The organism is Haloarcula sp. H-GB4 (genome assembly GCF_030848575.1).
GTDB lineage: Archaea > Halobacteriota > Halobacteria > Halobacteriales > Haloarculaceae > Haloarcula.
Genome location: NZ_JAVDDX010000002.1, coordinates 1,190,792 through 1,206,657 on the forward strand (window position 1 = coordinate 1,190,792; position 15,866 = coordinate 1,206,657).

The window sequence follows — 15,866 nt, forward strand, 5'->3', positions numbered from 1 at the left end:
CCCACATCAGTACATGATAGGCAAAATACTCGTCATTAAATAACATTACCCCTTTACAAAACGGCTATTCTAATCTGCCTGAGTGGATAGACTGGAAATATATCATCGGATATCCCCTGTTTAAGGCCATTGAACGCCCAGCGTATGGAGGAATAATTGGACATATTTAGATTAATTCGAACGGTACTGGAGAAGCGCGTGTTGCCGAGATGTCGGAAGCGCGCCCCATATCGGTTCAGTCGGCCGTGGCCGGCGGCAATTCGGCCTCCGGGGCAATGAGGCGGGCGGCACACTGCTTAAAGTTCGGCTCGTCGGACTGAGGGTCCCGGTCCGAGAGCGTCAGCCGGTTCGTCGCCGGGTGGTGAATCGGGAGCCACACCATCCCGTGGGGGACGCCCTCGTCCCGGTCGATGGCGACCGTCGCGGAGCCCCGACGGGTCTCGACGGTCAGCGTCCCGTCGGTGACGAGGCCGCTGTGTTCCGCGACCGTCTCGGGATGGATGCGAGCCACCAGCGGGCCGGCCTCGCCGCCGCGGGATCGGACGCCGGTGTTGTACCCGTCGGCCTCGCGGGCGGTGTTCAGGGTCAGCGGGTAGTCGTTGTCGGTTGGTTCCGGGAGCGACCCCTGGCGGCCGGTCGAGAACTGTGCCCGACCGGACGGCGTCGGGAACGACCACGATTCGTCGGCATGGTAGCGGTAGCCGCCGGCGCTTTCCTCGTCCGGCGCGGGCCACCTGACGGCGTGGCTCTCGTCGAGGCGCTCGTAGGTGATGCCCGAACAGTCAGCGACCGTTCCTGCAGTGAGCGATGTGAACTCGTCGAAGACATCCGACGGATCCGGCGACGTGCTTTCGAACAGGTCGGGGAACAGCCGTGAACCGATGGTGGCGATGATCTCCAGATCCGACCTGACCCCGCTCGGTAGGTCGGTGGCCGACCGAACCCGGGAGATGGTCCGCTCCATGTTCGTCGTCGTTCCGTCGCTTTCCCCCCACGTCGCGGCGGGCAGGACCACATCGGCGACCTCCGTCGTTTCGGTGTGGAAGGCGTCCTGCGCGACGACGAACGCGTCTTCGAACGTCTCGCGGACGCTCTCTGCCTCGGGCATCCCGGCGACGGGATTTGTGGCGACAGCCCAGACGGCCTCGGGATCATCTTCGAGCATCCCGACCGGGCCGGGGCCGGTGTCGTCGGGCAAGCGGTCCACCGGCACGTCCCAGTGGTCGGCGACGAGGCGACGGGGGTCCGGGTCCTCGAAGGCTCGCTGGCCGGGCCAGGTCCCCTTCGAGGAGCAGATACGGGTCCCCATGGAGTTGGCCTGGCCGGTCAGCGAGAACGGGCCCCCGCCGGGCCGGAGGTTCCCAGTCGCCAGCGTCAGGTCGATGAGCGCCCGGGCGGTTTCGGTCCCCTGGACGTGCTGATTGATGCCCATGCCCCAGTAGACGAGCGCCCGCTGGTCCATCGCGTCGGCAAGCAGGTCCACGTCGGCCATCTCGACACCGGCCTCGGCGGCGGCATCGGCGGCATCGGGCAGCGTCGCGAGCAGGTCCTCGAACCCGTCGGTCGCTTCGTCGACGAATTCGCGGTCGACACGCCCCGTCTCAACGATACGAGCGAGAACAGCCCGGGCCAGCGCGAGGTCCTTGCCTGGGGCAGGCGCGACGTGGTGCTCGGAGTTCTCCGCAGTCTCGGAGCGGACCGGGTCAACGACAATGATCTCCACACCGTCTTCATCGGCGGACTGCTGGACCCAGCGGAACAGCACGGGGTGGGCGACCGCCGGGTTCGCCCCCCAGACGACGTGGCGGTCGGCATCGCTGATGTCGGCGTACGTACACGGCGGGGCGTCGCTGCCGAAGGCCTGATAGTAGGCGGTGACGGCGCTGGCCATGCACAGCGTCGTGTTGGCGTCGTAGTTGCGCGTGCCGAAGCCGCCGCGGGCGACCTTCCCTAGCGCGTAGGCGGCCTCGTTTGTCTGCTGGCCGCTACCCAGTATCGCGACGGAGTCAGGGTCCTGCTGGTGGGCGGCCTGAAGGCCCTCCACAGCGCGGGCCAGCGCCACGTCCCACTGGGTCTGGCGGAGTTCGCCGTCACTGCGGACCATCGGCCGGGTGAGCCACTCCCCGTCGGGGGCCTTGCTCTCCCGGAGACCACGGGCACAGGCGAGTCCCTGGCTGACTGGATGCGCGGCGTCGCCGCGAACAGCGTCGATACCGTACCCCTCGTCAGCGCCCTGGTGCATGTGCCCGCAGCCGACTGCACACCGCATACACGTCGTCGGCACCCAGTCGCTCACAGCCGCCCACGCGCCGTCCCGACGCCCATTTGTCCAGCTTGGCATGATATTACAGTACGTTCAGATGCCATTATCGTGTTTGCATAGAAGAACACACACTGTATAACAGTAACTCTTTACGAAATACTTATTTCAACGGTAAGTCCGTGACGTACGTCCACCAAGTCGATTGCACCGCCAGGTAACAACAGTTTCTTTCTGACAGCGGTCAAACGGCAGCGTATGAACCACGAGCAGTCACGAGCGCTGTACGACCGCGCCCTGTCGGTGCTGTCGGGCGGCGTCAACTCCTCCGTGCGAGCGACGCGGCCCTATCCGTTCTTCGTCGAGAAGGGGGACGGCGGGCACGTCATCGACGCCGACGGGAACCGATACATCGACTTCGTCATGGGCTATGGTCCGCTGCTGCTGGGCCACAGCCTGCCCGAACAGGTCCAGTCGGCCATCCAGCAACACGCCGCCGAGGGGCCGATGTACGGCGCACCCACTGAAGTCGAGGTCGAACTGGCCGAGTTCGTCACCCGGCACGTCCCCAGCGTCGAGATGCTCCGGTTCGTCAACAGCGGGACCGAGGCAACGGTCTCGGCGGTCCGACTAGCTCGTGGCTACACGGGACGGGACAAGATCGTTGTGATGCAGAGCGGCTATCACGGCGCACAGGAGTCCACGCTGGTCGAGGGCGAGGGCGACCACACGGCCCCGTCCAGCCCCGGTATCCCCGAGAGCTTCGCCGAGCATACGCTGACTGTCCCGTTCAACGACGAGGAAGCCGCCCATGAGGTGTTCGAGGAACACGGTGACGACATCGCCGCGGTGCTCACCGAACCCATCCTCGGGAACTACGGCATCGTCCACCCGGTCGAGGGCTACCACGACACGCTCCGGGAGCTGTGTGACGACCACGGCTCCCTGCTGATCTTCGACGAGGTCATTACCGGCTTCCGCGTCGGCGGTCTCCAGTGTGCCCAAGGCGCGTTCGACATCGACCCCGATATCACCACCTTCGGGAAGATCGTCGGTGGCGGCTTCCCGGTCGGGGCAATCGGCGGCAAAAGCGAGATCATCGAGCAGTTCACCCCTGCCGGCGACGTGTTCCAGTCCGGGACCTTCTCCGGCCACCCCGTGACGATGGCGGCCGGCCTGGAGACGTTGCGGTATGCGGCTGAACACGACGTATACGACCACGTCAACGACCTCGGCGAACGACTTCGAGCGGGCTTGCAGGATATCCTCGAAGACCAAGCTCCCGAGTACACCGTCGTCGGTCGAGATTCGATGTTCAAGGTCATCTTCACCCGTGATGGTCCGGATTCGTTCGAGGGGCAATGTGAGGCTGGCTGCCAGCAACAGGAGTCCTGTCCGCGCTTCGAGTACTGTCCGAAGACCGGCCACGACGTGACACAGGCCGAGACCGAGCGATGGGAGCGGCTGTTCTGGCCCGCGATGAAAGACCAGGGCGTGTTCCTCACGGCGAACCAGTTCGAGTCACAATTCATCTGTGATGCCCACACAGGTGAAGACATTGAGAATGCGCTCGAAGCGTACAAAGAGGCGATATGAGGTGAGCGACGACGACATCGCACTTTCGGAGAAGCGGATGTACGGGGCGAAGCGCCCGGAGACCCACGCGTACGTCGCGTCGGGACTGGGCGTCACCCGCGTTGAGACGGCTGGTGGCCAAATCGGACGGTTCAGCCTGAGCGAGCGATGCAATGCCCGTGACGTGGCCGGCGCAAGCGGTGAAGTCGCGGTCGCCACCGACGAGGACGTGCTCGTGTTGACTGACGACGGCTTCGTCTCGACTGGGTTCGGGCCGGCCACCGCCGTCGGCTACGACGGCGACGGACTGCTCGCGGCCGGCGACGGCCGTGTCGCCCGCTACGACGATGGCGAATGGACCGATATCGGGAGCGTTGACGACGTGCGCGCCATCGACGGCGACCGCCTCGCCGCGGCAGACGGCGTGTACGCCCTGCCGTCGCTCGACCGGCTCGGTCTAGTGGATGTGGCCGACGTGTCCGGCGACTACGCCGCGACCGAGAGCGGGCTGTACCGCTACGAAGGCGAGAGCGCCGACAGCGAGTGGATCGAGGTCCGGTCGGGTCGGCACATGGCGGTCGCAAGCGACGGCGAGCAGGTACACGCTGCCGCGGTGGACGGGCTGTACGAACTGACCGACGGATCGTGGGAGCCGTGTGCGCTCCCCGTCGACGAGCGTGTGATGGACGTGACCCACGGCGACGACACCTACGCTATCACCGAGAACGGAACCTTCCTCGTTGCAACCGCGGCCGAGGCGACAGCCGACGGGCAGGGTGGCTGGCGACAACGCTCGCTGGGCGTCCCTGACGTTGTCGGCGTTGCCGTCGCCTGATCCGGCTTCACAGAATAAGCCGGCGGCCGGACTTTCTTACTGCGGTATTTGCTGTCTGTCGGCTTCTTTCAAAATAATCCCGTACCCCCGGAGCGCCCCGGACTCGTCAAAACTCGCGGAGAACGTCATGTCTGTCCAGCAGCGCGTGCCGTCCTGTCGGATCTGCAGCCCTTCGTGAGAGGCAGACCCCGCTGTTTTCGCTGTTTCGAGGAGCTGCTCCGGGAGGCCGTTCGCTATGTCTGACTCCTCAAAGAACGTCGAAACGTGCGCTCCAAGGATCTCTTCGACATCGTAACCCGTGAATTGTCGGGCACCATCGTTCCAGCGAGTGACGTAGCCCTCGTGGTCAAGGGTGAAGAAGGCGTGGTCGTCCATGGCCTCGATAAGAACGTCGAACTGAGTGCTCTGCCCCATCAACTGCATCCGTTCGGGTGTGATGTCCCGCGCTGTACACACGATTACCCCGTCGTCAGCGTAAGCCAGACGGTGGTTGGTAACGAGCCTGTCTCCGCCTTTCATCAGCCGAACGGTTTCGCCCGACCAGTACTCGTTTTCTTTGACCGCTGGGATGATGTCGTTCTCTAGCCGGTCCGCTTCGTCGTCGTGGTACAGGATTGTCCAGTGTTCACCGTTCAGTTCATCCTGCTCGTATCCAAATAGGTCCGCAAAGGCAGGGTTCACATACGAGAACGCCCCGTCCGGATCGATGAGACTAATGCCTTCGCTGGCGGTTTTCATCGCCCTGTAGCTACGATCGATTGTCTGGACAGCCCGGTACCGTTCAATGAGGTTCGTGATCCGATTGGCCAGGATGGCGTACTGGTCGATCCCGTGCTCCTTCTGGATGTACTCCGTCACACCAGCGGTAATGGCTTCACTCGCGATCTCTTCGCTCCCTTTGCCAGTGAAAAGGATGAACGGCAGGTCGGGTTGCTCCTGGCGGACTGCAGCTAGGAACTCCAGCCCGTCCATTCCCGGCATATCATAGTCTGAGACGATACAATCGATGTCCTCCGCCCGAAGAATCGCAAGACCATCGGTCCCGCTCGTTGCTGTTTGAACTTCGAACCGTTCGTCTTCTTGTTCAAGAAACTGGGCAGTCAAATCCGCAAAATCAGGCTCGTCATCCAGATGTAATATCTTCATTATTGTGGAGGGGCTGTCCTGTTCGTACTGTGGAATCGAACAGGGATAAATATCTGATCTAGTTATAAATTATATTATGAAAGCATGCCGCTGTGGCCCAGAATATGCATTATCACGCAAGCCGCGTAGGTGTCGTATCTATGAGTGTCAGGTGTGATATATTGTCAGAGGCGGGAGTCAGCCACGATGTCGGGGAATCGAAAAGAGGTTTAGCCCGGACAGCCACCCACCGCACATGATTATCCCCGGGGCAGACACGCAGGCGTTCGCGGCGACCCTCGCCGAAGCGACGGGCGAGCGGCTGGGACGGGTCGAGTATGAGCAGTTCCCCGACGGTGAGCACGTCGTCAAAGTCCCCGAAGCACTCTCCGGCGAGCGTGCTGTCGTCGTCGCGTCTACCGTCGACAGCGACGCACACCTGCAGTTGCTCCAGTTGCAGGACGCGGCCCGCGAAAGCGGCGCGAGTGAGGTCGTCACCGTCATCCCGTACATGGGCTACGCCCGCCAGGACGAGGCCTTCAAACCCGGCGAACCGGTGTCCTCGCGGGCGATGGCCCGCGCCATCTCGACGGGGACCGACCGCGTGCTGACGGTGAACCCCCACGAACCAGCCGTCTGTGACTTCTTCGACGTCCCAGCCACCAACGTCGACGCGGCAAGTGTTCTCGCCGACCCGCTGCCTGCGGACCTGCGGGACCCGCTCTTTCTCTCGCCCGACGAAGGCGCAATCAACCTCGCTGAGACGGTCCGGAACGCCTACGGCGAGGGTGAGACGGACTTCTTCCAGAAGGATCGGGACTACGATACCGGCGACATCGAAATCAGCCCCAGCGACGCGCCAGTCGAGGACCGGGACGTGGTGCTTGTCGATGACATCATCGCCACTGGGTCGACAATGAGCGAGTCCGTCGGCGTCCTCGGAGACCGCGACGCCCGGCGGGTGTACGTCACCTGCGTCCATCCGATGCTCGCCAGCAACGCCCTGACGAAGCTCAACAGCGCCGGCGTCGAAGCCGTCTACGGGACGGACACGCTCGAACGTGCCGTCAGCGAGGTCAGCGCCGCGCCGGTCGTCGCAAACCAGTTGTAGTCACTCCTTGTTTCGCCTCTAGCGCAGGAAGTACTCCAACGCTTCCGCAGCCGCCATACTCTCGACTGCTCCTAGTCGCCGATCGCCTGTTCTGAGGGCGCTCGCCGGTCGCGTGCCGGACTAGTCCGACGCTTCCGCAGCCGCGACGGCTCTCGGCTCCTCTTAGTCGCCGCTCGCCTGTTCCGAGGCCTCTCGCTGGTCGGCCTCGCACGGCGCAATCGCAATCTCCATATCAGTTCCTTCGACGTCCCACGTCTTGCGGTGGCCGTCCTTGACGCCGGCGAGTTCATCAGCCCGGACCTCCTCTTTAATCAGGGCTTCGTGCTCGCGGACCAGCGAATCGACGCGCTCGTCGTCGATAGCCAGATCCACGACAATGCGCTCCTCGATGTCCAGTTCGAGGTCCTTGCGCATCTCCTGCACCCGGCGGATGACCTCGCGGGCGTACCCCTCGCTCTCGATGTCCTCGGTGAGCGTGGTGTCAGCGTAGACGACGCCGCCGCCGTCGAGTGCGGTGAACTCTGTTCCGGTGACGCCGTCGGGCGTCTCGCGGCGGAACTCCACCATCTCCTCGGTGAGGGCGATATCCTCGTCGAGCGCGTCGCTCACTGTGCCTTCGAGGGTATCGAGTGACTGCTCGGTGACGCGGGCCTCGTTGAGCGCGTTCATCACACGGCCGGCGTCATCGCCGAAGGCCGGGCCGAGTTCGCTCATGTCGGCCTCGGCGGAGTACTGGAGTTCGCCCCACTCGTTGTCAGCGCCGACGACCTCAACGGCGCGGGCGTTGAGTCGGTCGGCGATGATTGCTTCCTGAGCGCGGACCGCATCGGCCACGTCGTCGCTGTCCACATCGACGATGACACGAGTGACGGGCCAGCGGAGTTTACGTTCGGCCTGCTGACGGGCGTTCGAGCCCGCTTCCTCGACCTCGCGGACGACCTCGATCTCGCGTTCGAGCGCGGGGTCGTGAAGGTCGGCGTCGACCTCTGGCCAGTCGCACATGTGGACCGTCGGGTGGCCGGCGTCACCGGTGAGCGCACCGTACACTTGCTCGGCCACGAACGGCGTGAACGGGGCAAACAGCGCGGCCACGGATTCGAGCACACGGTAGAGGGTGGCGTAGGCCGCCTGCTTCGAGGCGCTGTCCTCCTCTTCCCACATCCGCTCGCGGACGACCTGAATGTAGAAGCGGGAGACGTCCTCGACAACGAACTCGAGCAGTTCGTCGACCGCTTTGTCGTTCTCGAAGTCGTCCATCGAGTCGGTCATCGCCTCGGTCACGCTCTGGAGTCTGGAAAGCACCCACTCGTCGACGAGTTCGAGATCGTCGCGGACGTCCTCGACCGTCGTTTCCTCGGGGTCGAAGTCGTCGGCGCGCATGTACGGCAGCGGGAACCGGGCGACGTTCCAGAGGATGTTCAGCCGGCGCTGCATCTCGGCGGTCTCCTCCCACGAGAAGTTCATGTCCTCGCCCTGCGCGGTCACCGACAGCAGGAACAGTCGCATCGGGTCGCGGCCGTGCTTCTCGATGACCTCATGGGGGTCGATGAGGACGCCCTTCGACTTGGACATGCCGCGGCCGTCGGGCATGTTGGCGTAGCCGTGCATCAGCACCTGCTTGTACGGGATTTCACCGGTTGCGGCGGTACTCATGCCCAGCTGGGACCAGAACCACCCGCGGGTCTGGTCGTGGGCCTCCATGATGAGGTCGGCGGGCCACAGTTCATCGAAGTCCTCGGTCTGCTCGGGGTAGTTGACGGTCCCCCACGTCGCGACGGAGGAGTCAAGCCACACGTCGAACACGTCGCCGACGCGGGTGTAGGTCGTGCCGTCCTCGGTGATGGTGAGGTCGTCGACCGTGCCCTTGTGCAGGTCGACGCTCTCGGGGTCGATTTCTTGCTCGACCCGCTCGGCGAGCTCCTCGCGGTCGCCGACGACGATGGCGTCGTCCATGTCACCGCTCCAGTCTTCAGGAAGCCAGATCGGAATCGGAATGCCCCAGTAGCGCTGTCGCGAGACGTTCCAGTCCGGCGCGTCCTCGACGAAGTCACGGAAGCGGTTGTCGCGGGCCCACTGTGGGTACCACTCGCTGTCCTCGATGTTCGCCAGCAGTTCGTCCTTGATGTCGGTCACTGTGATGAACCACTGGTCGGTGACGATGCGGACGATGTCGGTGTCACAGCGCCAGCACTGCCCCTCGCGGACGGTGTGGCCTTCCTCGCTGGAGAGCAGGACGCCCTTGTCGTCGAGGTCATCGATGACATCATCGTTGGCGTCGCGGACGAAGGTGCCGGCGTACTTGCCCGCGGCATCGGTGTAGACGCCGTCTGAGCCGACCGGACAGAATATTTCGAGGTCAAGTTCCTGGCCGCGTTCGAAGTCCTCCTCACCGTGGCCAGGCGCGGAGTGGACGAGACCAGTGCGGTCGGCCTCAACGTAGTCGGCGGTGTACACCTGCCCGGAGCCTTCACCCTGTGCGTGGTCCGGCACTTCCTCGGCCAGCGGGTGGTCGTACTCCCAGCCGACCATCTCCTCGCCGGACAGCGTCTCGACGACCTCGTAGTCGTCGTACCGGCCGGCCTTCAACACGTCCTCGACGCAGGCTTCGGCGAGATAGAGGCGTTCGGTGTCGCCGTCTTTCTCGGCGTCGACGCCCACGTATTCGAGGTCGCCGTCGGCGGCGACGAAGGTGTTGGCGACGATAGTCCACGGGGTCGTCGTCCAGATGACCAGACTGCCCTCCGTGTCGCTCAAGGGGAACTTCACGTAAATCGACGGCTTGCCCACGTCATGGTACTCGACCTCGTTGTTGGCGATCCCGGTCTCACACCGTGGACACTGGTTGATGGAGCGCTGGCCCTGCTCGACGAGGTCGCGCTCGTGAGCCTGCTGGAAGCCCCACCAAGCGGCCTCCATGTACTCTGGGTTGACCGTCTTGTACGGCTCGTCCCAGTCCATCCAGACACCGAAGTCCTGAAAGTCCGTCTGGAGGCCTTCGAGTTGCTCTTCGGCGAAGTCTTTGCACTCCTCGATGAAGTTCTCCTCACCGAACTGCTCGATGTCTTTCTTGTTCTCGAAGTCGAGGCGCTCCTCGACTTTCGTCTCGATGGGGAGGCCATGCATGTCATAGCCCGGCCGGTCAGTGACGTTGTAGCCCTGCATCCGCAGGTAGCGGATGTAACAGTCCTTCAGGGTCTTGTTCCACGTCGTCCCCATGTGGGCCGCGCCGGAGGTGTAGGGCGGCCCGTCAACGAAGAAGTAGTCCTCGCCGTCGGCCCGGTGGGCCTTCGTCTGCTCGTAGGCGTCGACATCGTCCCAGTACTCGAAGACGCCGTCCTCGACGGCGTCGGGGTTGTACTGGTCGTCGACAGCGGCGAAACGTTCCATACCGGCACATTCGCCGCCTCCAATAAAGGACAATCGGTTATGTGTGTGCCGTTCGGACGGTACGGCCCCAATGTGGCGCTGGTCAGCGCTCGCGCTGGAGCAGTAACCCGGCTGTCTGCCCGCTGTTTTCGGTTATCGGTGCGACAACTTCCCAGCCGTCCGCGCCGAGGTCGTTCAGTTCGTCTGTCGGGACGCTACTGCTTCCGAACATCCCGGTGTCGATATCGAGCGTCTTGTATTCGTAGGAGGGCATACAGGCGTCGTGACAGCGGCCACCAGCAAATGTCTTGGGCTCCGGGGCGGCGCATGCGCTGACCGCCACCGATTTGCCACGCACAGCCCTCACGTCGCATGTGCCAAAGTTCCCCGATGGAGCGAAGCGAAACGCCCTCGCTGAGGGCTGTCGGCGCTGCCCCGAACTCGCCGACAGTCGGACCTGTATCTCGTGGGGCAACGGCCCGCTGTCAGCCGACCTCGTCGTCGTTGGCGAAGCCCCTGCCGAGGGGGACCCCGAGGCCGAGCACTGGCAGGGTGGCAACCTGACCGGCATGGCCTACACCTCGCGGCGATCCGGGCGGAAAATCCGGGCAGTGCTCGCCGACGCCGGGTTCGGCCACGACGACTGCTACTACACCAACGCGGTGAAGTGCCATCCGCCAGGGAACCGCGACCCGACCGAGACGGAGCTGGCGAACTGCCGGCCCTACCTCGTCAGAGAGGTCGAGACGGTCGAGCCGGCGGCGGTCGTGACGACTGGAAAACACGCGACGAAGACGGTACTGGCGCTGGACGACAACAGCCTTGACAGCTTCCTCGACAGCGTGCTCGACCCGCGGCAAAGCGAGGCTCTGTGCGTGCCCGTGGTCCCGCTGCTCCACCCGTCGTATCAGGAAGTCTGGCTCTCGCGGCTGGGCTACGACTACGGGGGGTACGTCGACGCCATCGCTGAGACGGTCGCGCGCGTCGCCGACACCTAGAACCTTCTTGTGACCGCCGGACGCAGGGACGACTATGAGCGAGGACTGCATTTTCTGTCAGATCGTTGCCGGCGACATCCCCGGCCGCACCGTCTACGAGGACGACACCGTGCTGGCGTTTCTGGACGCCAATCCCCTTTCGCCGGGACATACGCTCGTTATCCCGAAGGACCACCACGAGCGGTTGAACGACACGCCCGCCGATGTGGCGAGTGCGGTCATGTCGACCCTGCACGAACTCGTCCCCGCCATCGAGGCGGCCGTCGACGCCCCCGCCAGCACGGTCGCGTTCAACAATGGCGAAGTGGCCGGTCAGGAGGTCCCCCACGTCCATGGCCACATTATCCCGCGGTTCGAGGACGACGGCGGCCGCCCGGTTCACGTGCTGGTCAATGACCGCCCTGACCTCTCCGATGACGAACTGGACGACATCGAGTCGGATATCGTCGCCGAGCAAGCGTAAAATTCCGCATCTTTTTATCGAAAGATACGCCAACAGCGACGCATGGGGGTTTCGACGCTCGCGTTCGTCGGGTGTACCGGTGGGGCTGGAACGACAAGATTGACAGTCGAGACGGCGGCGACGCTGGCCCGGGGTGGACGGTCCGTCGCTGTCGTCGACGCAGCCTTTGGCACACAGGGGCTGGCAACATACGTCGATGGGCGACTTGACGCCGACGTGACTGCGGTGGCCGTCGGCGACGTTCCGGTCGACGACGCGCTGTTCGAGTGGAGTATCGACGCCGACGGGCGGGTCGCGCTCTGTCCGACCCACGCGCCGTTCGAGCGCCTCGCTCGCGCGAAGTCAGCCGAGAACGCACAGACGCTCGAACAGGCTATCGAGGAGCTAGCCGACCGGTTCGACCACGTCCTGCTCGATGTGCCACCAATCGCGTCGAATCAGGCCGTCGCCGCTGCAACAACCGCACAGCGGCGGGCGCTCGTGGTGCCGGCCAGCCAGCGCGGTAGCGACCTGCTTCCGCGACAGCAGGGCCGACTCCGTGACATCGGAGCGCCGGCATCAGCCATTGTTGCCACCCGCGTGCACGGCGATACCGACGAATCCGTCGAGGATGCAGCACATACGGTCCCACACATCGAGCCGAGTGCGCATAGACCTCTTGTGACGGACCCGGATACCGATGTTGCCCCGACTGTCGCCGCACTGGCCGAGGACCTGCTCGATATCGACCTCGGTCTGACCTTCGAGGACGACAGCCTGTTCTCCCGCTAGGGAAGCGGGAGGACGATGACGGGGCGGTCAACGCGGGCGAGGAGGTTTCGGGCCGTCGACCCGACACCGTCACTATCGTCGGAACCGCGATGTGGGCCGATGAGGAGTTCGTCCGGGTCGTGCTCGGCGACAGCCGCCAGTATTTCCGTCACGGGCTCGCCTTCCCGTGTCTCCGTTGCGGGCATAAACGGCGCGAGCCGCGAGCGGGCGACGTTGACGGCGTCACCCGCGTCACGTGATGGGGCATCGGGGTCGCGGACGGCGACCACGACAATGTCGTCATCACCTGCCGGGTCGAGCCGGTGCTGGAGGTAGTCAGCGGCGGCCGCGGTGACGTGAACCGAGCTTGTGGCGAGCAGAAACGTCGTCATGGACGACTCTGCGGCGTCGCTCGGCTTCGGGCTTTCGTTCGTCAGCAACGCACCAAGGACAACTATACAGGTAGCAACAGACTCGGGGGCGTAGCATACACATAGTGAGTGGCTACTCATATACGGGACTCCTTGCGAAGCCATGACCCTATCCGAAACCCCGGACCCGATACGGTTCGTCTGTCCGTTCTGTGAGCGGACGTTCGACCGGCCCCAATCAGTGTGTGATAGCTGCGATAGCACAGTCGTCGTCTCCGTGGAAAGTCAATCAGTGTACGACAGCATCCTTCCGATGTGTGGACATTAGGACGGGTGGAACATGACGTACCGGTCGTCTGTCACGCGCACCGACGGGCTTACATACAGCCCAACCTGTACCCGAGAGCGTGCGCGTCGAGAACAGTTTCATCGGTACCGACGGCGTCGGGGAAAAGACCGAGCAGTCCATCTGGGAGCAGGGCGTCACCCACTGGGACGAATTCGAACCGTCCGTCGTCGGCGGCCAGCGCGGCGACCGGATCCAGCAGTTCATCGACGAGGGGCGCGAGCGGGTGGCCGAGACCGACGTTACCTACTTCGACCATGCGTTTCCCAGCAGCGAGCGCTGGCGGCTGTACGAGACCTTCCGCGAGCGGGCCTGTTTCTTCGACATTGAGACGACCGGGCTCGACCAAGACCACAATCAGGTGACGACAGTGAGCCTCCATCAGGACGGGGAAACACAGACACTCATCGCCGGTGACGACCTGACTGCCGAGAACCTTCGGGCCGCGTTCGACGGTGCGGACTTGCTGGTGACGTTCAACGGCAAGCGCTTCGACGTGCCCTTCCTCGAAGCGAACTTCGACGTCGACCTCAACCGCCCGCATCTGGACCTGATGTACACCTGCAAGAAGATCGGACTCTCCGGCGGGCTCAAACAGGTCGAGCAGGACATCGGTATCGAGCGGGACCGGCCAGACATCTCGGGCCAAGACGCGGTGCGACTCTGGCGGGAACACGAGCAGGGCAGAGATGGTGCACTCGAAACACTGGTATCATACAACCGTGAGGATACGGTGAACCTCAAGAAATTGGCAGAAACCGCCACCGAGAGGCTTGACGATCAGGTTTTTGTCGGCTGATGGCGAGAGCGTGAATCGTCACCACACCCCCATTGTTTCAGGTGGAGCGGGGCGGCGGTTGACAGCCGTAGAGTGGTAGCGAGAGTATTGCCGCGCTATCGACTCCAGAACGGCGTGTACCCGTGGCCGAGGACGATAGAAGCCACGTGCCAGGCAACGAGTTCGATGACCAGCGACGTATCCTGCCCCGTACCGATGCCGTAGAGCGATGGGAGATACAGCAACGGCAGCAATACCGCACCCCAGAACGCAAACGGTCGGACACTGACGAGTGTCACGGTCCAGACCCCGCGGGCGGCGAACGCAAGTGCGTTGAGATATCGACTGGGGTCCGCCAGTCGAAATCTGTCGGTGTCGCCCTGGTGGGGTAGCGGAGGACTATCGCTGCTCGATGACCCCACCCTCACTCCCCCTGTCTGGCCTCGGTATCATTAATCAAACCAACAGTATACCGCACCTAATCGGTGGTCACTACACAGATAGACGACTGCGCCAGCGTGTCTATGTGTATTCATGTCCACAGGTACTGTCATTTTGTGACAGGAATTACACTGGATTCACGGCGTCCTCACAATCCGGGCACGCGGCGAGCATCCGCGGCCAGTCGCCGGCCCTGTCGTACGCAATGACGAGGTTCGCTGCGGGAATCGTCACGTCACAGGCTGGACACTTCCCGAGCGGTGGGTCGGCCGTTTCTGTGTCACTTTTCCACATACATCGAGCTACGCACTCAATACATATTGTTACCAGGCTCCTACAGGGTGGAACCACGTCTTCACCGTCGTCCCGCAGCAGCGACGCAACCAGTCGTTCAATGTGGTGAATCGGCCGAAAACGGAAGCGGCCAGGTTCAGTAGTTCGGGGCCTCGGGAGTCTGTGGCGAGTCCGTCGGCCGCAGCAGGTGGACGCGCCCGGCGAGGAACCCAAGCAAGAGGCCGGTGAAGTGTGCGATGAGCGCGACGCCGGGGTTCGCGGTGGCGAGCGTGATCGCCGCGGCGACAACGCCAGCCAGTGCCAACTGAACACGCGGTGCGAGTTCGAACCCGCCGATGACAGTGTCCGTCAAACGGTTTGCGGCGAGCAGATATCCAAAGAGCGCAAACACCGCGCCGCTGGCCCCGAGGACGGAGACGTGGCTGACCATCCCGGGAACATGCGGGCCGACAAGGCTGGTAATCGAAACCTGCGAGACGCCGGCGAGCGCGCCGGTCGAGACGAAGAAGGTGTGGAATCGGAGCGGCGACGTCCGGCGTTCGAGGACGACGCCGGCGAGCGCCAATCCGACAGCGTTTGCGAGGAGATGCGACAGGCCAGCATGTGCGTACACGCTGGTGATAAGCGTCCAAGGGCGACTGAACAGCGGCGGGGAGAGGGCGAACAGGCTCCGCGGGGCGGTCACGACGCCGGCGGCCTGCTGTGCGAGGAACACAGCAACGATGACGGCCAGCGTGACCACGGTCGGGCTTTGTCGCAGCGGCTTCATCGTGCCGATATTGTCGCTCTCGACACAAGAAACGCTCGGACAGCCCTCCGTTTCAGAACGCATACGTGGCATCGTCGCGTTATGTCGTGTATGTCCGAACTGACCAACGCCCTCACTGCGGCGTTCGCAGACGAGACCGACGACAAAATCGCACAGACGGCCGCCGAGAACATCGCCGACTTCGCCGAGGAGTACGACGAGGACCTGACGAGCGACCGCGTCACCGGCCTGCTCGCGGACGCGCCTTACGACGGGTTCGACCGCCAGTTCAACTGGGTCATCGGCGAACTCGCCGCCGAGAATGAGGACTGCACCGACTCCCGAGCGTTCCGTATCGATGGGTTCGGCGAACTTGCCGCCGACCCGGATGTCGGGACCTGAGGG

Annotated in this window: 16 protein-coding genes; 8 read left to right on the forward strand and 8 right to left on the reverse strand. The window is 63.7% G+C overall.

The window, feature by feature from the left end:
- Window positions 1–235: 235 nt before the first annotated feature.
- Window positions 236–2,341 carry an assimilatory nitrate reductase NasA gene (gene nasA, locus RBH20_RS14725; RefSeq protein WP_306709891.1) on the reverse strand — a complete coding sequence of 702 codons (2,106 nt, stop codon included), beginning with the start codon at window positions 2,339–2,341 and terminating at the stop codon, window positions 236–238.
- 177 nt (window positions 2,342–2,518) lie between these two features.
- Between nasA and RBH20_RS14730 the strand changes: the two genes are divergently transcribed.
- Entirely contained in the window at window positions 2,519–3,856 is a 1,338-nt protein-coding gene (locus RBH20_RS14730; RefSeq protein WP_306709893.1) for a glutamate-1-semialdehyde 2,1-aminomutase, read from the forward strand.
- Between the two features lies 1 nt (window position 3,857).
- Window positions 3,858–4,670 (forward strand): hypothetical protein, encoded by an 813-nt coding sequence (locus RBH20_RS14735; RefSeq protein ID WP_306709896.1) that lies wholly within the window; start codon window positions 3,858–3,860, stop codon window positions 4,668–4,670.
- Window positions 4,671–4,706: 36 nt separating this feature from the next.
- On the opposite strand, the gene RBH20_RS14740 is transcribed toward RBH20_RS14735, so the two are convergent.
- The gene (locus tag RBH20_RS14740; protein ID WP_306709898.1) at window positions 4,707–5,816 is read right to left on the reverse strand and encodes a PAS domain-containing protein; all 1,110 of its coding nucleotides are present in this window, start codon (window positions 5,814–5,816) and stop codon (window positions 4,707–4,709) included.
- Window positions 5,817–6,051: 235 nt separating this feature from the next.
- Between RBH20_RS14740 and prs the strand changes: the two genes are divergently transcribed.
- The gene (gene prs / locus RBH20_RS14745; protein WP_306709900.1) at window positions 6,052–6,906 is read left to right on the forward strand and encodes a ribose-phosphate diphosphokinase; all 855 of its coding nucleotides are present in this window, start codon (window positions 6,052–6,054) and stop codon (window positions 6,904–6,906) included.
- A 162-nt stretch (window positions 6,907–7,068) separates the two neighbouring features.
- On the opposite strand, the gene ileS is transcribed toward prs, so the two are convergent.
- Both ileS and RBH20_RS14755 read right to left on the reverse strand, forming a co-directional pair.
- Complete coding sequence (ileS, locus tag RBH20_RS14750) at window positions 7,069–10,293, reverse strand: isoleucine--tRNA ligase (RefSeq protein WP_306709903.1); 3,225 nt, start codon at window positions 10,291–10,293, stop codon at window positions 7,069–7,071.
- 82 nt (window positions 10,294–10,375) lie between these two features.
- Window positions 10,376–10,546 carry a DUF4177 domain-containing protein gene (locus RBH20_RS14755; protein ID WP_306709906.1) on the reverse strand — a complete coding sequence of 57 codons (171 nt, stop codon included), beginning with the start codon at window positions 10,544–10,546 and terminating at the stop codon, window positions 10,376–10,378.
- A 100-nt stretch (window positions 10,547–10,646) separates the two neighbouring features.
- On the opposite strand from RBH20_RS14755, the gene RBH20_RS14760 reads away from it, so the two are divergent.
- From RBH20_RS14760 to RBH20_RS14770, 3 genes are read left to right on the forward strand one after another with little or no spacing between them, the layout of a single operon-like run.
- Window positions 10,647–11,270 (forward strand): uracil-DNA glycosylase family protein, encoded by a 624-nt coding sequence (locus tag RBH20_RS14760; protein ID WP_306709908.1) that lies wholly within the window; start codon window positions 10,647–10,649, stop codon window positions 11,268–11,270.
- 34 nt (window positions 11,271–11,304) lie between these two features.
- Entirely contained in the window at window positions 11,305–11,733 is a 429-nt protein-coding gene (locus RBH20_RS14765; protein WP_306709911.1) for an HIT family protein, read from the forward strand.
- Window positions 11,734–11,775: 42 nt separating this feature from the next.
- A complete protein-coding gene (locus RBH20_RS14770; protein ID WP_306709913.1) occupies window positions 11,776–12,504 on the forward strand; it encodes a ParA family protein in 729 nt (242 codons plus the stop codon).
- Here the strand turns inward: RBH20_RS14770 and RBH20_RS14775 are convergent.
- Window positions 12,501–12,875 (reverse strand): universal stress protein, encoded by a 375-nt coding sequence (locus tag RBH20_RS14775; protein ID WP_306709915.1) that lies wholly within the window; start codon window positions 12,873–12,875, stop codon window positions 12,501–12,503. The two genes, RBH20_RS14770 and RBH20_RS14775, sit on opposite strands and share 4 nt — an antisense overlap.
- 386 nt (window positions 12,876–13,261) lie before the next feature.
- Here RBH20_RS14775 and RBH20_RS14780 point away from each other — a divergent pair, with 386 nt between their 5' ends.
- The gene (locus tag RBH20_RS14780) at window positions 13,262–13,999 is read left to right on the forward strand and encodes a ribonuclease H-like domain-containing protein (RefSeq protein WP_306709917.1); all 738 of its coding nucleotides are present in this window, start codon (window positions 13,262–13,264) and stop codon (window positions 13,997–13,999) included.
- Between the two features lie 95 nt (window positions 14,000–14,094).
- Here the strand turns inward: RBH20_RS14780 and RBH20_RS14785 are convergent, their stop codons facing one another.
- From RBH20_RS14785 to RBH20_RS14795, 3 genes are all read right to left on the reverse strand, one after another.
- Window positions 14,095–14,400 (reverse strand): hypothetical protein, encoded by a 306-nt coding sequence (locus tag RBH20_RS14785; protein ID WP_306709919.1) that lies wholly within the window; start codon window positions 14,398–14,400, stop codon window positions 14,095–14,097.
- Between the two features lie 145 nt (window positions 14,401–14,545).
- Window positions 14,546–14,713 (reverse strand): hypothetical protein, encoded by a 168-nt coding sequence (locus tag RBH20_RS14790; protein ID WP_306709921.1) that lies wholly within the window; start codon window positions 14,711–14,713, stop codon window positions 14,546–14,548.
- 136 nt (window positions 14,714–14,849) lie between these two features.
- Window positions 14,850–15,482, reverse strand: coding sequence for a rhomboid family intramembrane serine protease (locus RBH20_RS14795; protein ID WP_306710473.1), 633 nt, complete (start codon window positions 15,480–15,482; stop codon window positions 14,850–14,852).
- A 90-nt stretch (window positions 15,483–15,572) separates the two neighbouring features.
- Here RBH20_RS14795 and RBH20_RS14800 point away from each other — a divergent pair, with 90 nt between their 5' ends.
- A complete protein-coding gene (locus RBH20_RS14800; RefSeq protein WP_306709923.1) occupies window positions 15,573–15,863 on the forward strand; it encodes a hypothetical protein in 291 nt (96 codons plus the stop codon).
- Window positions 15,864–15,866: the final 3 nt, after the last annotated feature.

Excerpts from the sequence above, each read along its gene's own strand:
- ileS (WP_306709903.1), bottom strand. The coding sequence starts at position 10,293 with ATGGAACGTTTCGCCGCTGTCGACGACCAGTACAACCCCGACGCCGTC.
- prs (WP_306709900.1), top strand. The coding sequence starts at position 6,052 with ATGATTATCCCCGGGGCAGACACGCAGGCGTTCGCGGCGACCCTCGCC.
- RBH20_RS14800 (WP_306709923.1), top strand. The coding sequence starts at position 15,573 with ATGTCCGAACTGACCAACGCCCTCACTGCGGCGTTCGCAGACGAGACC.
- RBH20_RS14770 (WP_306709913.1), top strand. The coding sequence starts at position 11,776 with ATGGGGGTTTCGACGCTCGCGTTCGTCGGGTGTACCGGTGGGGCTGGA.
- RBH20_RS14765 (WP_306709911.1), top strand. The coding sequence starts at position 11,305 with ATGAGCGAGGACTGCATTTTCTGTCAGATCGTTGCCGGCGACATCCCC.
- RBH20_RS14775 (WP_306709915.1), bottom strand. The coding sequence starts at position 12,875 with ATGACGACGTTTCTGCTCGCCACAAGCTCGGTTCACGTCACCGCGGCC.
- RBH20_RS14730 (WP_306709893.1), top strand. The coding sequence starts at position 2,519 with ATGAACCACGAGCAGTCACGAGCGCTGTACGACCGCGCCCTGTCGGTG.
- RBH20_RS14795 (WP_306710473.1), bottom strand. The coding sequence starts at position 15,482 with ATGAAGCCGCTGCGACAAAGCCCGACCGTGGTCACGCTGGCCGTCATC.
- RBH20_RS14740 (WP_306709898.1), bottom strand. The coding sequence starts at position 5,816 with ATGAAGATATTACATCTGGATGACGAGCCTGATTTTGCGGATTTGACT.
- RBH20_RS14790 (WP_306709921.1), bottom strand. The coding sequence starts at position 14,713 with ATGTGGAAAAGTGACACAGAAACGGCCGACCCACCGCTCGGGAAGTGT.
- RBH20_RS14755 (WP_306709906.1), bottom strand. The coding sequence starts at position 10,546 with ATGCCCTCCTACGAATACAAGACGCTCGATATCGACACCGGGATGTTC.
- nasA (WP_306709891.1), bottom strand. The coding sequence starts at position 2,341 with ATGCCAAGCTGGACAAATGGGCGTCGGGACGGCGCGTGGGCGGCTGTG.